Origin of the sequence: Bradyrhizobium sp. 22 (genome assembly GCF_000482425.1) — a bacterium.
In the GTDB taxonomy this organism is placed as follows: Bacteria; Pseudomonadota; Alphaproteobacteria; order Rhizobiales; family Xanthobacteraceae; genus Bradyrhizobium; species Bradyrhizobium japonicum_B.
In genome coordinates this window covers 2464080-2478574 of record NZ_KI519399.1, presented here as the reverse complement: position 1 = coordinate 2478574, position 14495 = coordinate 2464080, and the positions used below count along the sequence as shown (strand labels likewise).

General features: G+C 65.6%; 12 protein-coding genes and 1 pseudogene. 8 read left to right on the top strand and 5 right to left on the bottom strand.

The features are described 5' to 3' along the window. Both K410_RS0113015 and K410_RS0113010 read right to left on the bottom strand, forming a co-directional pair. Positions 1-987, bottom strand: a complete 987-nt coding sequence (locus K410_RS0113015) for a phosphotransferase family protein (protein ID WP_028135271.1) — start codon at positions 985-987, stop codon at positions 1-3. Further along, positions 984-1772 (bottom strand): enoyl-CoA hydratase/isomerase, encoded by a 789-nt coding sequence (locus K410_RS0113010; protein WP_028135270.1) that lies wholly within the window; start codon positions 1770-1772, stop codon positions 984-986. Before K410_RS0113010 ends, K410_RS0113015 begins: the two co-directional genes overlap by 4 nt. A 179-nt stretch (positions 1773-1951) precedes the next feature. Between K410_RS0113010 and K410_RS0113005 the strand changes: the two genes are divergently transcribed. From K410_RS0113005 to K410_RS0112985, 6 genes and pseudogenes are all read left to right on the top strand, one after another. Further along, positions 1952-2731, top strand: a complete 780-nt coding sequence (locus K410_RS0113005; protein WP_028135269.1) for an SDR family NAD(P)-dependent oxidoreductase — start codon at positions 1952-1954, stop codon at positions 2729-2731. A gap of 107 nt (positions 2732-2838) precedes the next feature. Then, on the top strand, positions 2839-3219 hold the full coding sequence (locus K410_RS0113000) for a VOC family protein (RefSeq protein WP_028135268.1): 381 nt from the start codon (positions 2839-2841) through the stop codon (positions 3217-3219). A 266-nt stretch (positions 3220-3485) separates the two neighbouring features. Beyond that, positions 3486-4763, top strand: coding sequence for an acyl-CoA dehydrogenase family protein (locus K410_RS0112995; RefSeq protein WP_028135267.1), 1278 nt, complete (start codon positions 3486-3488; stop codon positions 4761-4763). A gap of 113 nt (positions 4764-4876) precedes the next feature. Continuing rightward, positions 4877-5515 carry a flavin reductase family protein gene (locus tag K410_RS0112990; RefSeq protein WP_028135266.1) on the top strand — a complete coding sequence of 213 codons (639 nt, stop codon included), beginning with the start codon at positions 4877-4879 and terminating at the stop codon, positions 5513-5515. After that, a pseudogene (locus tag K410_RS40995) lies at positions 5512-5769 on the top strand (GNAT family N-acetyltransferase); the annotation flags it as partial. The gene K410_RS0112990 and the pseudogene K410_RS40995, both read left to right, overlap by 4 nt. 30 nt (positions 5770-5799) lie before the next feature. After that, positions 5800-6240, top strand: a complete 441-nt coding sequence (locus tag K410_RS0112985; protein WP_028135265.1) for a GFA family protein — start codon at positions 5800-5802, stop codon at positions 6238-6240. 90 nt (positions 6241-6330) lie between these two features. On the opposite strand, the gene yghU is transcribed toward K410_RS0112985, so the two are convergent. Beyond that, positions 6331-7206, bottom strand: a complete 876-nt coding sequence (yghU, locus tag K410_RS0112980; RefSeq protein WP_028135264.1) for a glutathione-dependent disulfide-bond oxidoreductase — start codon at positions 7204-7206, stop codon at positions 6331-6333. A gap of 345 nt (positions 7207-7551) precedes the next feature. Between yghU and K410_RS0112975 the strand changes: the two genes are divergently transcribed. Together K410_RS0112975 and K410_RS0112970 are read left to right on the top strand one after the other, a co-directional pair. After that, a complete protein-coding gene (locus K410_RS0112975) occupies positions 7552-8685 on the top strand; it encodes a nitronate monooxygenase (RefSeq protein ID WP_028135263.1) in 1134 nt (377 codons plus the stop codon). Positions 8686-8828: 143 nt separating this feature from the next. Next, positions 8829-10337, top strand: coding sequence for an acetyl-CoA acetyltransferase (locus K410_RS0112970; protein WP_028135262.1), 1509 nt, complete (start codon positions 8829-8831; stop codon positions 10335-10337). Positions 10338-10345: 8 nt separating this feature from the next. On the opposite strand, the gene K410_RS0112965 is transcribed toward K410_RS0112970, so the two are convergent. Together K410_RS0112965 and K410_RS0112960 are read right to left on the bottom strand one after the other, a co-directional pair. After that, entirely contained in the window at positions 10346-12442 is a 2097-nt protein-coding gene (locus K410_RS0112965) for a methyl-accepting chemotaxis protein (RefSeq protein WP_028135261.1), read from the bottom strand. A 245-nt stretch (positions 12443-12687) separates the two neighbouring features. After that, the gene (locus tag K410_RS0112960) at positions 12688-14382 is read right to left on the bottom strand and encodes a methyl-accepting chemotaxis protein (protein WP_028135260.1); all 1695 of its coding nucleotides are present in this window, start codon (positions 14380-14382) and stop codon (positions 12688-12690) included. Positions 14383-14495 lie beyond the last annotated feature (113 nt).

The window sequence follows — 14495 nt, the reverse complement described above, 5'->3', positions numbered from 1 at the left end:
TCAGCTCCCGCGCGGCGCCAAGAGCCGCAACAGATCGATCTCGGTCTCGCTGGCGCGGCGGCCGATCATGGCGCGCTCCATCGAATGGTCGGGCCCCTCGCGGAACCGCTGCATCATGCCGCCGCACATGATGCCCCAGCGCAGCGTGCCCATCACCTCCCAGAACTTCACACGCGCCGGATCGACCTTGCGGCCCGCGGCCTCGTAACCGGCGAACAGCTCTTCGCGTGTGCCAAAACCGCCGACGGGCTTGTCGATCTCGCCGAAGCGCCAGGAGTTCACACAGACCCAGCCGAGATCCTCCATGGGATCGCCGAGATGGGCGAGCTCCCAGTCCAGCACGGCTCGCACGCCGTCGGCGCCGATGATGAGATTGCCGTTACGGAAATCGCCGTGCACCAGCGTGGTCTCGCCGGACGGGCCGGGATCGTGGTCGCGCAGCCAGCGCAGCGCCAGCTCGAACACGGGCTTGGGCCAGTTCAGGCTGCGATAGTCGCGCTCGAACTCGGCGATCTCCTGCGTCGCGCCGCGGCTGCGCAGCTCCGGCAGCTTGTCCTTTGGCAATCGATGCAGGGCAGCGAGAATGCCGCCAATCTGACGCGCCAGCAGCGGCCGCGCGGTGGCGAACTCGTCATCACGAAGAATCTTGCGCGCGATGGTCTCGCCCTCGATCCTTTGCATGATGAAGCCGGTGCCGAGGTCGTCCTCCACCACGAGCACGTGCAGCACGCGCGGCGACGGCACGCCGGCCTCGAAAGCGAGCTGCATCAGCTGCGCCTCGGCGGCAAGGCCCGCCGCGCGGGTCGGCGCCGCGCCATAGCCCTTCGGCGAACGGCGAAGGATCGCGCCGATCTCGCCATCGGGATGCGTGATGTCGAAACGCCAGGTTTCCTGGCTGGCGCCACCGGACAACTTTGCCGCGCCCGTGACGCCGGTCGCGCCCGGGCACCAGCGCTTGACGCTGCGCGAAAGTTCCGCCTCGATCATTTGCCTTTGAACTGCGCGGGCCGCTTCTCCAGGAACGCGCCGACGCCCTCGCGGAAATCCTGGGTGTCGCCGGCGCGCAGCTGGCACTGGAACTCGAGATTGAGCTGGTCCTCGAAGGAATTTTCGGGGCTGTCCCAATAGAGCTTGCGGATCAGCGACAGCGCCACGGTCGGTCCGCTGGCGAGCTCGCGCGCGAGCTTCATCGCTTCCTCCATCAGCACGCCGTCGTCGTAGACGCGGTTGACGAGGCCCCATTCCAGCGCCTTCTCGGCCGGCAGCCGCTCGCCCATCAGCGACAACTCGATCGAACGCGCGCGGCCGATCAGGCGCGGCAACAACCAGGTCGAGCCGCAATCCGGCACGAGGCCGATGCGCCGGAACGCCTGGAGAAAGTAGGAGGAACGCGCGCACAGAATCATGTCGCCGAGCAGCGCAAAGCTCATGCCGGCGCCGGCCGCGGGGCCGTTGACCGCGGTGACGATCGGGCAGTGCAGATTGCGGATGCGGCGCAGGAAGGGGTGGAAGCCGGTCTCCAGCGTCAGGCCGGCCTTGGTCTTCTTCGACTGGTTGTTGCGCCCTTGCAGGTTGGCGCCGGTGCAGAACGCCCGACCCGCGCCGGTCAGCACTACGCAGCGCACCTCGTCCTTCTTCTCCTCGATCGTATCGAGCGCTTCGGCAAGGCCGCCCAGCATGTCCACGGAGACCGCGTTCATCACCTCCTGATGGTCGAGCTTGAGGACCGCGACCGAGCCATCGAAATCGAGCGTGACGTGTTTGAACTGCATGGTGTCCTCGCCAGTTGCGGCCTGCGCCAGTTTCGCAGACCGGAATTTGTTTTGCCGGGGCGCATATTTGATTTTTGGCGCGGTCTTGTCCATGGTGATCAGAGCATGGCAAGCAATCTTGCGCGCAGCGGCTGAGCGTCCGCATGTTGAGCAGCCTTGTCAAAAAAAGGAAACGCGCCATGAACATTTTCGACCTCAGCGGCCGCGTCGCCGTGATCACCGGCGGCAATGGCGGGATCGGCCTCGGCATCGCGCAAGCGCTCGCCGGCCAGGGCTGCAACGTCTCGATCTGGGGCCGCAACCCCGACAAGAACAAGGCCGCGGCCGCCAGCATGGCCGGCGTCTCCGGCAAGGTCGACACCCGCGTTTGCGACGTCACCGATCCGGCCTCGGTCAACGCGGCGATGAAGGCGACGCTTGACACCTTTGGCAGGGTCGACGGCTGCTTCGCCAATGCCGGCATCGGCGGCGGCGGCCGACGCTCCTTCATCGAACGCACCGAGGAGGAGTGGCGCACGATGTTCGCGACCAATCTGGACGGCGTGTTCCACGCGTTTCAGGCCGCGGCAAAGCACATGACCGAGCGCGCCAATTCCGGCGACGCCTTCGGCCGGCTGGTTGCGACCTCGAGTCTCGCCTCGATCTTCGGCACCGCGCGCAACGAGCATTACGCCGCGACCAAGGCCGCGATCAACGCGCTGGTGCGCGCCCTCGGCGTCGAGCTCGCCCGCCACGGCGTCACCGCCAACGCGATCCTGCCCGGCTGGATCAAGAGCGACATGACGTCAGGTCTCATGGCCAATGAGAAATTCGTCGCCAACGTGATGCCGCGCATACCGATGCGGCGCTTCGGCGAAGCGAGCGATTTCGGCGGCATCGCGGTCTACCTGATGAGCAAGGCCTCGTCGTATCACACGGCCGATACCTTCGTGATCGACGGCGGCTATACGGCGTTCTGATTTCGTAGCCCGGATGGAGCGCGGCGTAATCCGGGACCGCAAAAGCAAGCAAGACCCGGATTTCGCTACGCTCCATCCGGGCTACAAAACTCTGAGGGAATGGGCAAATGTTCTCGCACATCATGATCGGCACCAACGATCTCGACAAGGCCAAGACGTTCTACGACAATCTGCTGAGCACGCTCGAGGTCCGGCCGGCCAGGGTCGACGGCCACCGCATCTTCTACATCACCAAGACCGGCGTGTTCTCGGTGTCGAAGCCGATCAACGGCGAGCCGGCAACCTGCGCGAACGGCGGCACCATCGGCTTCGCCTGCAATTCGCCGGAGCAGGTCGACAAATGGCACGCGGCGGGCGTCGCAGCCGGCGGGACCTCGATCGAGGATCCGCCCGGCGTGCGCCAGGGCCCCGGCGGCAAGCTCTATCTCGCGTACATGCGCGATCTCGACGGCAACAAGATCTGCGCGATGCATCGGATGCCGAGCTGACAGGTGTCCCGGACGCGCTGCAACGCGACAGTGTTGCGGCGCCGAGCCGGGACCCAGGAAACCTCAGAGCAAGGTGCCGCATGGGCCCCGGCTCTGCAGCGCAGCGCTCGAGGGCGCTGCGCCGCGTCCGGGGCACGAGAGTTGGATCCGACGCAGCATCGTGCTTCAAACATTGTTTGATCTGCGCCCGCCAAAAAAACCACACTCGCCCTTTGCGCTCGTCGCGCTTATTGTCGCGCCGACGCGGCTCAGCAACGGGAGGAACAATGACAAAACACACCTACATTCCCCGCACCACCAACTACACCCTCAATCCCGGCGACGAGCTCAACGACCTCAGGATGTCGGAGCAGGTCCGGCCGCTCTACGATCATGTCAAGAAATTCATCCGCGACACCGTCGAGCCGATGTCGATCGAGTTCGCCAAGGCCGGCGAAGGCAAGGAAGATCGCTGGAGCTTCACCCCGAAGCAGCTCGAAGTGCTGGAGAAGGCCAAGAACAAGGCCAAGCAGGAAGGCCTCTGGAACTTCTTCCTGCCCGATGACGAGACCGGCCAGGGCCTGAAGAATCTCGACTACGCCTATATCGCGGCCGAGCTCGGCAAGAGCCCACTGGCGTCCGAGACCATGAACTGCTCGGCGCCGGACACCGGCAACATGGAGGTGCTGGAGCGCGTCGGCACCAAGGAGCAGAAGGAGAAGTGGCTGAAGCCGCTGCTCAACGGCGAGATCCGCTCGGCCTATGTCATGACCGAGCCGAACGTCGCCTCCTCCGACGCCAAGAACATCTCGACGACTGCGAAGCTGGTCGGCGACGAATGGGTCATCAACGGCGAGAAGTACTACATCTCGGGTGTCGGCGACCCCCGCTGCAAGATCCTCATCGTGATGGTGAAGACCAATCCGGATGCAGCGCCGAGCAAGCAGCAGTCGCAGATCCTGGTGCCGCGCGACACGCCCGGCGTCGAGGTGCTCGGCCCGATGTACGTGTTCGGCCAGGACCACGCCCCGCGCGGCCACATGCACATGCGCTTCAACAATGTGCGGGTACCGAAGGAGAACATGCTGCTCGGCGAGGGCCGCGGCTTCGAGATCTCGCAGCTCCGCCTCGGACCGGGGCGCATCCATCACTGCATGCGCACCATCGGCAAGGCCGAGAAGGCGCTCGATCTGATGGTGCAGCGGGGCCTCACCCGCGAGGCGTTCGGCAAGAAGATCGCCCATCTCGGCGGCAACATGCAGATCATCGCCCAGGCGCGCTGCGAGATCGAGGCGATGCGGCTGATGGTGCTGAAGGCCGCCAAGGCCATGGACGTGCTCGGCAACAAGGAGGCCCGGGTCTGGGTCTCCATGGTCAAGGCCATGGTGCCGGAGCGCGCCTGCAGGATCATCGACCAGGCGATCCAGATGCACGGCGCCACCGGCATCTCGCACTGGACCCCGCTCGCCGAGATGTATCAGGACGTGCGCCATTTGCGCTTTGCCGACGGCCCGGATGAGGTGCATTGGATGGTGGTGGGACGCCACGAGCTGAGCATGGCGTGATCTCTCCTCGTCATGCGCGGGCTTGACCCGCGCATCCATCGAAGAGAACATTTCTTCGAAATTGATGGATTGCCGGGCCAAGCCCGGCAATGACGACTTGCCAAGGAGCCACCATGGACTACGCCGCAAGCGAGCTGACGCCACGCGAGCGCTACAAGGTGCTGACCTCCTTCATCCTGCCGCGGCCGATCGCCTGGGTGACGACGATCGGACCGACCGGAATCGTCAACGCGGCCCCGTTCAGCTTCTTCAACGCCTTCTGCGAAGATCCGCCGCTTTGCATGTTCGCGGCCAACCGCAAGCCGAACGGAGAGGACAAGGACACCTTCCTCAACATCCAGCGCACCGGCGAATTCGTGGTCAACCTCGCCGATGAACCGCTGGCGCGGGCGATGCACGAGAGCAGCGGCGACTTTCCCCCTGATATCGGCGAGCCCGACTATCTCGGCCTCAAGCTTGCGCCCTCGACTGAGATCGCCGTGCCGCGGCTCGCCGACACGCCCTGGGCGATGGAGTGCAAGCTCTGGAAGCTGATCGACGTCAACGACGATCGCAAACTGATCATGGGCGAAGGCCTCCACTTCCACATCCGCGACGAGCTGTGGGATCCCGAGGCGATGCGGGTGCACATGGACCGTTATCACCCGATCGGCCGCATGTTCGCCGACCGCTACTGCCGCACCGACGACCGCGTGGTGTTTCCCGCCGCGGAAGGCGCAAAGACCAAATCGTCGAACCCGGGAGCAAGATGATGCCGGAATCCTTTCGCGACAACGAGAAACGCGAGCGGTTCGAGCTCGACGTCGACGGGGCGATCGCCTTCGTCACCTACCGCAAGACCGACGGCGCGATCACGCTGGTGCACACCGAGGTGCCGCCGGAGCTCGGCGGCCGCGGCATTGGCTCGAAGCTCGGCCGCGCCACGCTGGACGCGGTGCGGTCGCAGGGGCGCAGGCTCTCGGTCGAGTGCGATTTCATCCGCAATTTCATGCGCAAGGACCCCGGCTATAACGACCTCCTGGCGGATGGGGGAGATGTGCAGGCCGAGCCTGAGACGCGCTATCACGCCGGTTGCTTCTGCGGAGCGGTCGAGGTCGAGGTAACAGGCAAGCCGATGTTTGCGGGCTATTGCCATTGCGCCGACTGCCAGGCCTGGTCAGCGGCGCCGATCAATGCGTTCAGCCTGTGGAAGTCCGGCAGCGTGCGCATCACCAAGGGCGAGGCCGAGCTCGGGACGTTCAACAGGACCGAGCATTCCTACCGAAAATTCTGCAAGCGCTGCGGCGGCCACGTCATGACCGAGCATCCGCGGATGCGGCTGATCGACGTCTATGCCAATCTGCTGAAGGGCTACCGGCACCAGCCGACCCTGCATGCGAACTACGCGAGCAAGATGGTGTCGATCCAGGATGGCCTGCCGAAATATGTCGACCTGCCGGCCGATCTTGGCGGCTCCGGCGAGATGCTGCCGGATTGATCGTAGGGCGGATTAGCGAAGCGTAATCCGCCGAACGCCTACTGGACGAGAGGGGCGGATTACGCCTTCGGCTAATCCGCCCTCCGCACCTCACGTCGCCGGCGCGACCTTGTCCTGGGTCTTGGTCTCGAAATCACTCGCGTCGTGCCGCTCGTGGAGCTGGCTGGCGGGGTCGCCCGAGACGCGGTTGACCATGCGGCCGCGCTTCACGGCCGGACGCTTGGCGATCTCATCGGTCCAGCGCTGGACGTTCTTGTAGTCCTGCACCGACAGGAATTCGCCGGCGCCATAGACCAGCCCCTTGGCGAGCGCACCGTACCAGGGCCACACCGCCATGTCGGCGATCGTGTACTCCTTGCCCGCGAGGTATTCGTTGTCGGCAAGGCGCCGATCGAGCACGTCGAGCTGGCGCTTGGTCTCCATCGCGAAACGGTCGATGGCATATTCGATCTTGGTCGGCGCGTAGGCGTAGAAATGGCCGAAGCCGCCGCCGAGATAGGGCGCGCTGCCCATCTGCCAGAACAGCCAGGACATCGCCTCGGTCCGGGTCTTGACGTCCTTGGGCAGGAAGGCGCCGAACTTCTCGGCGAGATAAAACAGGATCGAGCCGGATTCGAACACCCGGATCGGCTCCGGACCCGAGCGGTCCATCAGCGCCGGAATCTTGGAATTCGGGTTGATGTCGACGAAGCCGCTGCCGAACTGGTCGCCGTTGCCGATCCTGATCAGCCAGGCATCGTATTCGGCGGCCTTATGACCGAGCGCCAAAAGCTCTTCCAGCATCACCGTGACCTTCACCCCGTTCGGGGTGGCCAGCGAATAGAGCTGAAGCGGATGCTTGCCGACCGGCACCTCCTTGTCGTGCGTGGGACCGGCAATGGGGCGGTTGATGTTGGCGAATTGCCCGCCATTCTCCTTGTTCCAGGTCCAGACTTTGGGCGGCACGTAGGCGGGGGCGTCGGTCATGCGGGGCTCCGGCGGAAAGATGCGCCTGCATTAATTAGACCGCGCATGCCGAATGGCAAGGGCATCGCAACGCATTGCCGGGCCGGACTACGTCACGTTTTGACATGGCAGGCCCCTTCCCGGTCATTCCGGGGCGCCCGCAGGGCGAACCCGGAATCCATCGCTCCGCAGGAATGCTCTGAAAATGGATCCCGGGTTCTCGCGACGCGAGCCCCGGAATGACGGTGGCGCCTGAGGGCAGAACGCAACGCCTGCACACAAGATGCATGGTCGAATCCGGCATGTCATCGACCGGCTGGCGCTTTTTGCAGAGAACGAAAGCGCCGGGGCCGCCGGGAGAGAGCCATGAAATCGCCGATCTGCGACATGCTGGGAATCGAGTTCCCGCTGCTGGCCTTCAGCCATTGCCGCGACGTCGTCGCCGCCGTCAGCCGCGCCGGCGGCTTCGGCGTGCTGGGTGCCACCGTGCACACACCCGATACGCTCGAACGCGAGCTGAAATGGATCGACGACCACGTCGACGGCAGGCCCTACGGCATCGACGTGCTGATCCCCGAGAACATCTCTACATCAGGCGAAAAGGACGTCACCTGGAAGAGCCTGGAGGCGCGCGTGCCGCAGGAGCATCGCAACTACACGCGCGATCTCCTGAAGAAATACGATATCGAGCTGACGAGCACGGAGGTCGCAGCCGATCAGCCGCAGCCGTTCGACGGAAAGACCGCGCTGCAGCTGCTCGAGGTCTCCTTCAACCATCCGATCCGCCTGATCGCCAATGCGCTGGGCGTGCCGCCCAAGGCGATGATCGAGATGGGCAAGGCGCACGGCGTGCCGGTCGCAGCGCTGGTGGGGGCCAAGGAGCACGCGCTACGCCAGGTCGCGGCCGGCGTCGACATTCTCGTGGTGCAGGGCACCGAGGCCGGCGGCCATTGCGGCGAGGTCTCGACCATGGTGCTGGTGCCGGAGGTGATCAAGGCGATCAAGCCCATTCGCGATGTGCCGGTGCTGGCGGCCGGCGGCATCATGACGGGCCGGCAGATGGCGGCCTGCATGGCGATGGGCGCGGCGGGCGTCTGGACCGGTTCGGTGTGGCTGGCGACGGTCGAGTCCGAGACCAGCGAGATTTTTCGCGAGAAGATGATCGCGGCGTCCTCGCGCGACGCGGTGCGCTCGAAGGGCCGCACCGGCAAGCCGGCGCGGCAGCTCCGCTCGGTCTGGACCGACGCCTGGGACCGCGCCCCGGACAGCCCGGGCGCACTGCCGATGCCGCTGCAAAGCATCATCAGCCGCGACGCTTTCACCTCGATCGACCGCGCGGCGGCAGGCGGCAACGCCAAGGCGCGCGATCTCGTCAGCTATTTCGTCGGCCAGGGCGTCGGCCTGATCGACAGCGTGAAGTCCGCCGGCGCCGTGGTGCAGGAGTTCAAGGAAGAGTTCGCCGAAGCCGTCGAGCACATGAGTGCGCTGGTGGCGGAGTGATAGTGTAGACCCTCATGGTGAGGAGGCGCGCAAGCGCCGTCTCGAACCATGAGAGCCCGCGGCCCATCCTTCGAGACGCCTGCTTCGCAGGCTCCTCAGGATGAGGTCGGAGATGTCTGAGAGAGAGTGAAGAAGCAAGAACAATGACGAGTGTTTCCCCTGACCGCATCCCCGTCATCGTCGGCGTCGGCGAGATCGTCGACCGCCCGAAGGAAATTAGCGATGGCCTCGAACCGCTCGATCTGCTCGAACGGGCGCTGCGGCGCGCGGAGGCAGATGCCGGTGCAAAGCTGCTCGGCGAGGTGCAGTCGCTCGACGTCGTCAACTTCCTGAGCTGGCGCTATCGCGATCCCGAGCAGCTGTTGGCGCGGCGCCTCGGCGTCACGCCTGCGCATTGCTATTACGGTCCTGTCGGAGGCGAGAGCCCGATCCGCTACATTCACGAAGCGGCCAAGCGGATCGCGCGCGGCGAGTGCACCGTGGCCGCCGTCTGCGGCGCCGAGGCGCAGTCGACCGCGACCAAGGCGGAGCGCACCGGCGTCAAGCTGCCGTGGACGCCGTTCGCCCATGACGTCGAGGAGCCCAAGCGCGGCGCGGCGTTCCAGAAGCCGCTGGCGGTCAAGCTCGGCGTGTTCCGACCGGTCACGGTCTATCCGTTCTACGAGGCTGCCTCCTCCGCGCATTGGGGCCAGACGCCGCGCGAGGCGATGGCGGAATCCGGCACGCTGTGGTCGCGCTATTCGGAAGCCGCCGCTCAGAATCCGAATGCCTGGCTGAAGCGGCGCTACACGCCCGAGGAGATCACGACGCCGACCGCGGACAACCGCCTGATCGCGTGGCCCTACAACAAGCTGATGGTCGCCAATCCCAGCGTCAACATGGGCGGCGCGCTGCTGCTCACCAGCCTTGCCAAGGCCCGCGCGGCCGGGATCGCGGAGGACCGACTGGTCTATCCGCTCGGCGGCGCCTCGGCGGAGGAGCCGCGCGATTATCTGCTGCGCGACCAGTTCTACGAAAGCCATCCGCAGAACGCGGTGCTGAAAGCGGTGATGGACCTCGCCGGCGGCGACGGCCGAAAGCTCGACGCGATCGAGCTCTATAGCTGCTTCCCCTGCGTGCCCAAGATGGCGCGGCGGACGCTCGGGCTCTCCGCCGACGTGCAGCCGACCGTGACCGGCGGCCTCACCTTTTTCGGCGCGCCGCTCAACACTTACATGACGCATGCGGCCTGCGCGATGGTACGGCGGCTGCGCGACGGCGCCAGGCTCGGCTTGCTCTATGGCCAGGGCGGCTTCGTCACCAAGCATCACGCGCTGGTGGTCTCCAAGGCGCCGACGCGCGCGGCGCTGGCGCAGGAGACCAGCGTGCAGGACGAGGCCGACCGCAACAAGCGCGCGGTGCCGGAGTTCGCCACCGAAGCCAGCGGCAAAGGCAAGGTGGAGAGTTTTACGGTGCTCTATGGCCGTAGCGGCGAGGTCGAGCACGGCGTCGTGATGCTGCGCACCGAGCACGACCGCCGTACGCTGGCACGGATTCCGGCGAGCGACAGCGCGACGCTGGCCCATCTGCTCAACATGGATCGCACGCCGGTGGGTTCGCTCGGCGAGATCGCGATGGCTGCCGACGGGGTGCCGGAGTGGCGGGTGGCGTAACCGGCACCTCAGGCGGCGCGGACCGTATCCAGGAACTTGCCGACCTCGAGCTTGAGGCGATTGGAGTCGCGCGACAGCATCTGCGCCGCCGACAACACCTGGGACGAGGCCGAACCGGTCTCGGTGGCGCCGTGCTCGACGTTGCCGACATTGGCCGACACTTGCTGCGTTCCCTGGGCCGCTTTCTGCACGTTGCGTGCGATCTCCTGCGTCGCTGCGCCCTGCTCTTCGACGGCCGCGGCGATGGCCGAGGCGATCTCCGACAGGCGCCCGATCGAGCCGCCGATGTCCCGGATTGCACTGACGGAATCCTGGGTGGCCGCCTGAATACCGGTGATCTGCTGGGAGATTTCTCCGGTGGCTTTCGCCGTCTGTTCGGCCAGGGCCTTCACCTCGGACGCGACCACCGCAAAGCCACGGCCGGCCTCGCCCGCTCGCGCGGCCTCGATCGTGGCGTTGAGGGCCAGGAGATTGGTCTGTCCGGCGATCTGGTCGATCAGCTCGACGACGTCGCCGATTCTGGAGGCCGCTCGCGACAATTCGCCGATCCTGTCGTTGGTTCTTCCGGCCTGGCCAACCGCTTCGTTGGCCATCCGGGCCTGATCCTGGACACGTCGGCTGATCTCGTTGACCGACGACGAGAGCTGCTCGGTCGCCGACGCGACCGATTGAACGTTCGAGGAAGCTTCATCCGACGCCGCCGCGACCACGACCGCCAATTGCTGGGCGCGCTCGGCGGTCGTATTCAGCGTGCCGGCCGAGGCTTCGAGCTCGGTCGATGCGGAGGACACCGTGTCGATGATCTCGCCGACGGCCGTCTCGAATGCGCCGGCGAGCCGGTGCATGTCGGCCTTGCGTTGCTCGGCGGCAATCCTATCCTGCACGATCTTGGCCTCGGCCTCCATGCGAGCCTTCTCTTCGGCCTTGACCTTGAAGACCTCGACCGCCTGCGCCATGTCGCCGATCTCGTCCTTACGGCCGAGGCCGGGCAGGACGACGGAGAAATTGCCGGCGGCAAGTTCGCCCATGGCGCTCGTCAGGGCAGACAGCGGGCGCAAGATCCGCGAGAACGCGACCCAGAAGCTGAGCAACGCGAGCGCGACGCTCGCAAGGAGAATGCCGCCGCTGACGGCCAGATTTGTCGTGCTCCTTGCCGCCAGTCCCGCCGCCTCCCGATCCGCATCCGCTGCCATGGCCTGACCAAGCTGCAGGATCGCGTTGATGGCGCTCGTCGCACGCGCCATATAGTCGGTCCCTGAGATCCTGTATTCGCCCGTCCTGCCGTCCCCGATGACATCTGCGCGCAGCGAACCGTAAGCGCGGAAGTATTTCTCCTCCACGTCCTTGATCGCCTGGCCAAGATCCGCCGAGACATCGGCGCGCTGGGCCACAGGTGAAATGGTCTCCCAGGCCAGTTCAACATGACCGCGGAATCCGGAGACCACGCCGATGCCGTCCGCGGTGAGTTTCGCATGGGCGCTGATCAAGCCCGCGAGGAAGGCTCGCTCGCGGCCGGCATTCTCGGCCATCTCTGCCGTGAGGTGGCGAAGCCCGACAAGCCGCGTCATTGCCGGCGACGGCGCATCGGTCAACGTCTCCAAGGTTAGCCGCAGCCGGTTGGCAGCGATCTCGATGAGTTCGGTCAGGGTCGGAACGACCGCGTTGACGACTGCAGGATCGCGCTCGGCCCTCGGCTTGACCAGATCCGCGTCAACCTTGCGGCGCAGGCTCTCGGCGCCCTGAAGCGCACGCTCGGCTTCTGCAATCCGGGGCTCGGCGGCTTTCATCGCAGGCAGGTTGCGCAGACGCTGCGCGGCATCCCGGAACGCCTGTCCCGAAGCGGCACGGATCCGGTCAATTTCGGCGCGGCGGTCTGCACCGACAGGCTCGGGCGTGTTCAGCGCCGCGTTGCTCATTCCCCGCTCGAGAGCCCATTGTCCGGCGCTCAGCAGCAGCTGCTGCGATATTCCATTGAGCTCGACGAAGGCGTGCGCCTCCTGTCGGTCGTGATAGGCCCCATAGGCCGTGTAACCGGTGGCGGCCACGCCCATCAGGGCGAGAGCCGAGACAATCAAAGGCAGGATCGTTCCAATTCGCGCGTGCACGGCTGGCTTCCTCTCGTGAGCACCGCCCGAAAAAGAGCAGTTCTGCGAAAGCAATAGCCGGCTCTGGCAACTTGGGATTGTCTCACATCAAAGATCGTCGCGAACCTCGCCTCTGCATGCGATTGTTCAGAGCGTATGATTATCGAATCATTGATTGCCGGATGCGACGCAAGCCGCAGAAAAAGCTGCGATCGGAGAGATCGCAGCTTTCAGCCCGTCATGCCCGAGCGCAGCTGATCCGCCGCTCACGCGGCGCGGACGGAGTTCAGGAACTTGCCGACCTCGAGCTTGAGGCGATTGGAATCGCGCGACAGCATCTGCGCCGCCGACAGCACCTGCGAGGACGCCGAGCCGGTTTCGGAAGCACCGCGCTGGACGTCGCCGACATTGGACGAGACCTGCTGGGTGCCCTGGGCGGCCTGTTGAACGTTGCGGGCGATCTCCTGGGTTGCCGCACCCTGCTGCTGCACGGCTGCCGCAATCGCCGAAGCGATCTCCGACAGACGCCCGATGGTGCCGCTGATCTCGCCGATCGCGCTGACCGAATCCTGCGTCGCCGCCTGAATGCCACCGACCTGCTGGCCGATCTCGCCGGTGGCCTTGGCCGTCTGCTCGGCGAGCGCCTTGACCTCGGAGGCCACCACCGCGAAGCCGCGACCGGCCTCGCCCGCCCGCGCCGCCTCGATCGTGGCATTGAGGGCCAGCAGATTGGTCTGGCCGGCGATCGCATTGATGAGCTCGACGACGTCGCCGATCCGCGCTGCGGCACGCGACAATTCGCTGACGCGCTCGGTGGTGGCATGAGCCTGGCTGACCGCTTCGTTCGCGATCCGGGAGGAGTCCTGCACCTGGCGGCCGATCTCGCGCACCGAAGACGACATCTCTTCGGCAGCCGACGCCACCGAATGGACATTGGTCGAGGCTGCTTCCGAGCCGGTTGCAACCGCGGAGGCCAATTCCTGCGCCCGGCCTGCAGTCGAGGACAGCGTCGAGGCCGAAGCCTCGAGCTCGGTTGCGGCCGACGAAACGGTCTCGACGATCTCGCCGATCGCGGCCTCAAAGCCGTCGGCGAGCTTGGTCATGTCGGATTTGCGCTGTATCTCGGCACGGCGCTGCACCGCCTGCACCTCGTCGCGGCTGAAGCGGACGATGGTCTGCACGGTCTGGAGATTGCGCAGCGCCTCGCCGATCTCGTCGTCGCGCTCGATCACGATGCGGTTGTCGAGCTTGTCCTGCACAATGTTGACCAGAGTCTCGTTGAGCTGCTGCATCGGCCCCCGGATCGCGCGCATGGTCGCGACGCCCGCGAAGCCGACGATGGCGGCGCCGACGACGGCCAGCGCGGCCAGAATCAGGCTGGTCGAACCGCCGGCGGCGAGCGCGCCACCGATGCCGAGCGCAAGCATGAACAGCGCCTGGAGCACCATCGTCGTGACGAGGCGCGCCTTCAGCGTCCCGGTGAAGACGCTGAAGCGGTCCAGCCACGAGCGGCGGCGGATGATGCCGGCATCGATGCGATAGCCATGCGGCTTCTTCTCGCGGATCGCGGCGTAGACCTGTTCGGCGAGCTTGCGCTGGTCGGCCGGCAGCTTGGTGCGGATCGACGTGTAACCCTTGACCTCGCCATTCTCGCGGATCGGAGAGGCCGTCGCCAGCACCCAGTAGAAGTCGCCGTTCTTGCGGCGGTTCTTCACCGCACCGAGCCAGGGCTTACCGGCCTTCAGCGTGTCCCAGAGGTTGTCGAACGCCTCCGGCGGCATGTCGGGGTGACGAACGATGTTGTGCGGCTGGCCCATCAGTTCCGCCGAGGTGAAACCGGCGGCGGCAATGAAGTCCTCGTTGAAGTAGGCGAGCTTGCCCTTGAGATCGGTCCGCGAGACGATCAGCGTCTCGTCACTGACGGGATATTCGACATCGGTGACCGGAAAATTCTTGCGCATCGGCGCTCCCCAAGAACCGGAATCAGTAAAAAAGTCGTTCCAATCGGGCCCCGCCCTGCATGGGCTTGCCCTCCGATCACTCTCGTAAATTCGATTTAACCATCGATGAAACG

What these genes read in the sequence shown, in the direction of transcription:
- K410_RS0113015 (WP_028135271.1), bottom strand. Translation starts at nt 987, where the DNA reads ATGATCGAGGCGGAACTTTCGCGCAGCGTCAAGCGCTGGTGCCCGGGC.
- K410_RS0113010 (WP_028135270.1), bottom strand. Translation starts at nt 1,772, where the DNA reads ATGCAGTTCAAACACGTCACGCTCGATTTCGATGGCTCGGTCGCGGTC.
- K410_RS0113005 (WP_028135269.1), top strand. Translation starts at nt 1,952, where the DNA reads ATGAACATTTTCGACCTCAGCGGCCGCGTCGCCGTGATCACCGGCGGC.
- K410_RS0113000 (WP_028135268.1), top strand. Translation starts at nt 2,839, where the DNA reads ATGTTCTCGCACATCATGATCGGCACCAACGATCTCGACAAGGCCAAG.
- K410_RS0112995 (WP_028135267.1), top strand. Translation starts at nt 3,486, where the DNA reads ATGACAAAACACACCTACATTCCCCGCACCACCAACTACACCCTCAAT.
- K410_RS0112990 (WP_028135266.1), top strand. Translation starts at nt 4,877, where the DNA reads ATGGACTACGCCGCAAGCGAGCTGACGCCACGCGAGCGCTACAAGGTG.
- yghU (WP_028135264.1), bottom strand. Translation starts at nt 7,206, where the DNA reads ATGACCGACGCCCCCGCCTACGTGCCGCCCAAAGTCTGGACCTGGAAC.
- K410_RS0112975 (WP_028135263.1), top strand. Translation starts at nt 7,552, where the DNA reads ATGAAATCGCCGATCTGCGACATGCTGGGAATCGAGTTCCCGCTGCTG.
- K410_RS0112970 (WP_028135262.1), top strand. Translation starts at nt 8,829, where the DNA reads ATGACGAGTGTTTCCCCTGACCGCATCCCCGTCATCGTCGGCGTCGGC.
- K410_RS0112960 (WP_028135260.1), bottom strand. Translation starts at nt 14,382, where the DNA reads ATGCGCAAGAATTTTCCGGTCACCGATGTCGAATATCCCGTCAGTGAC.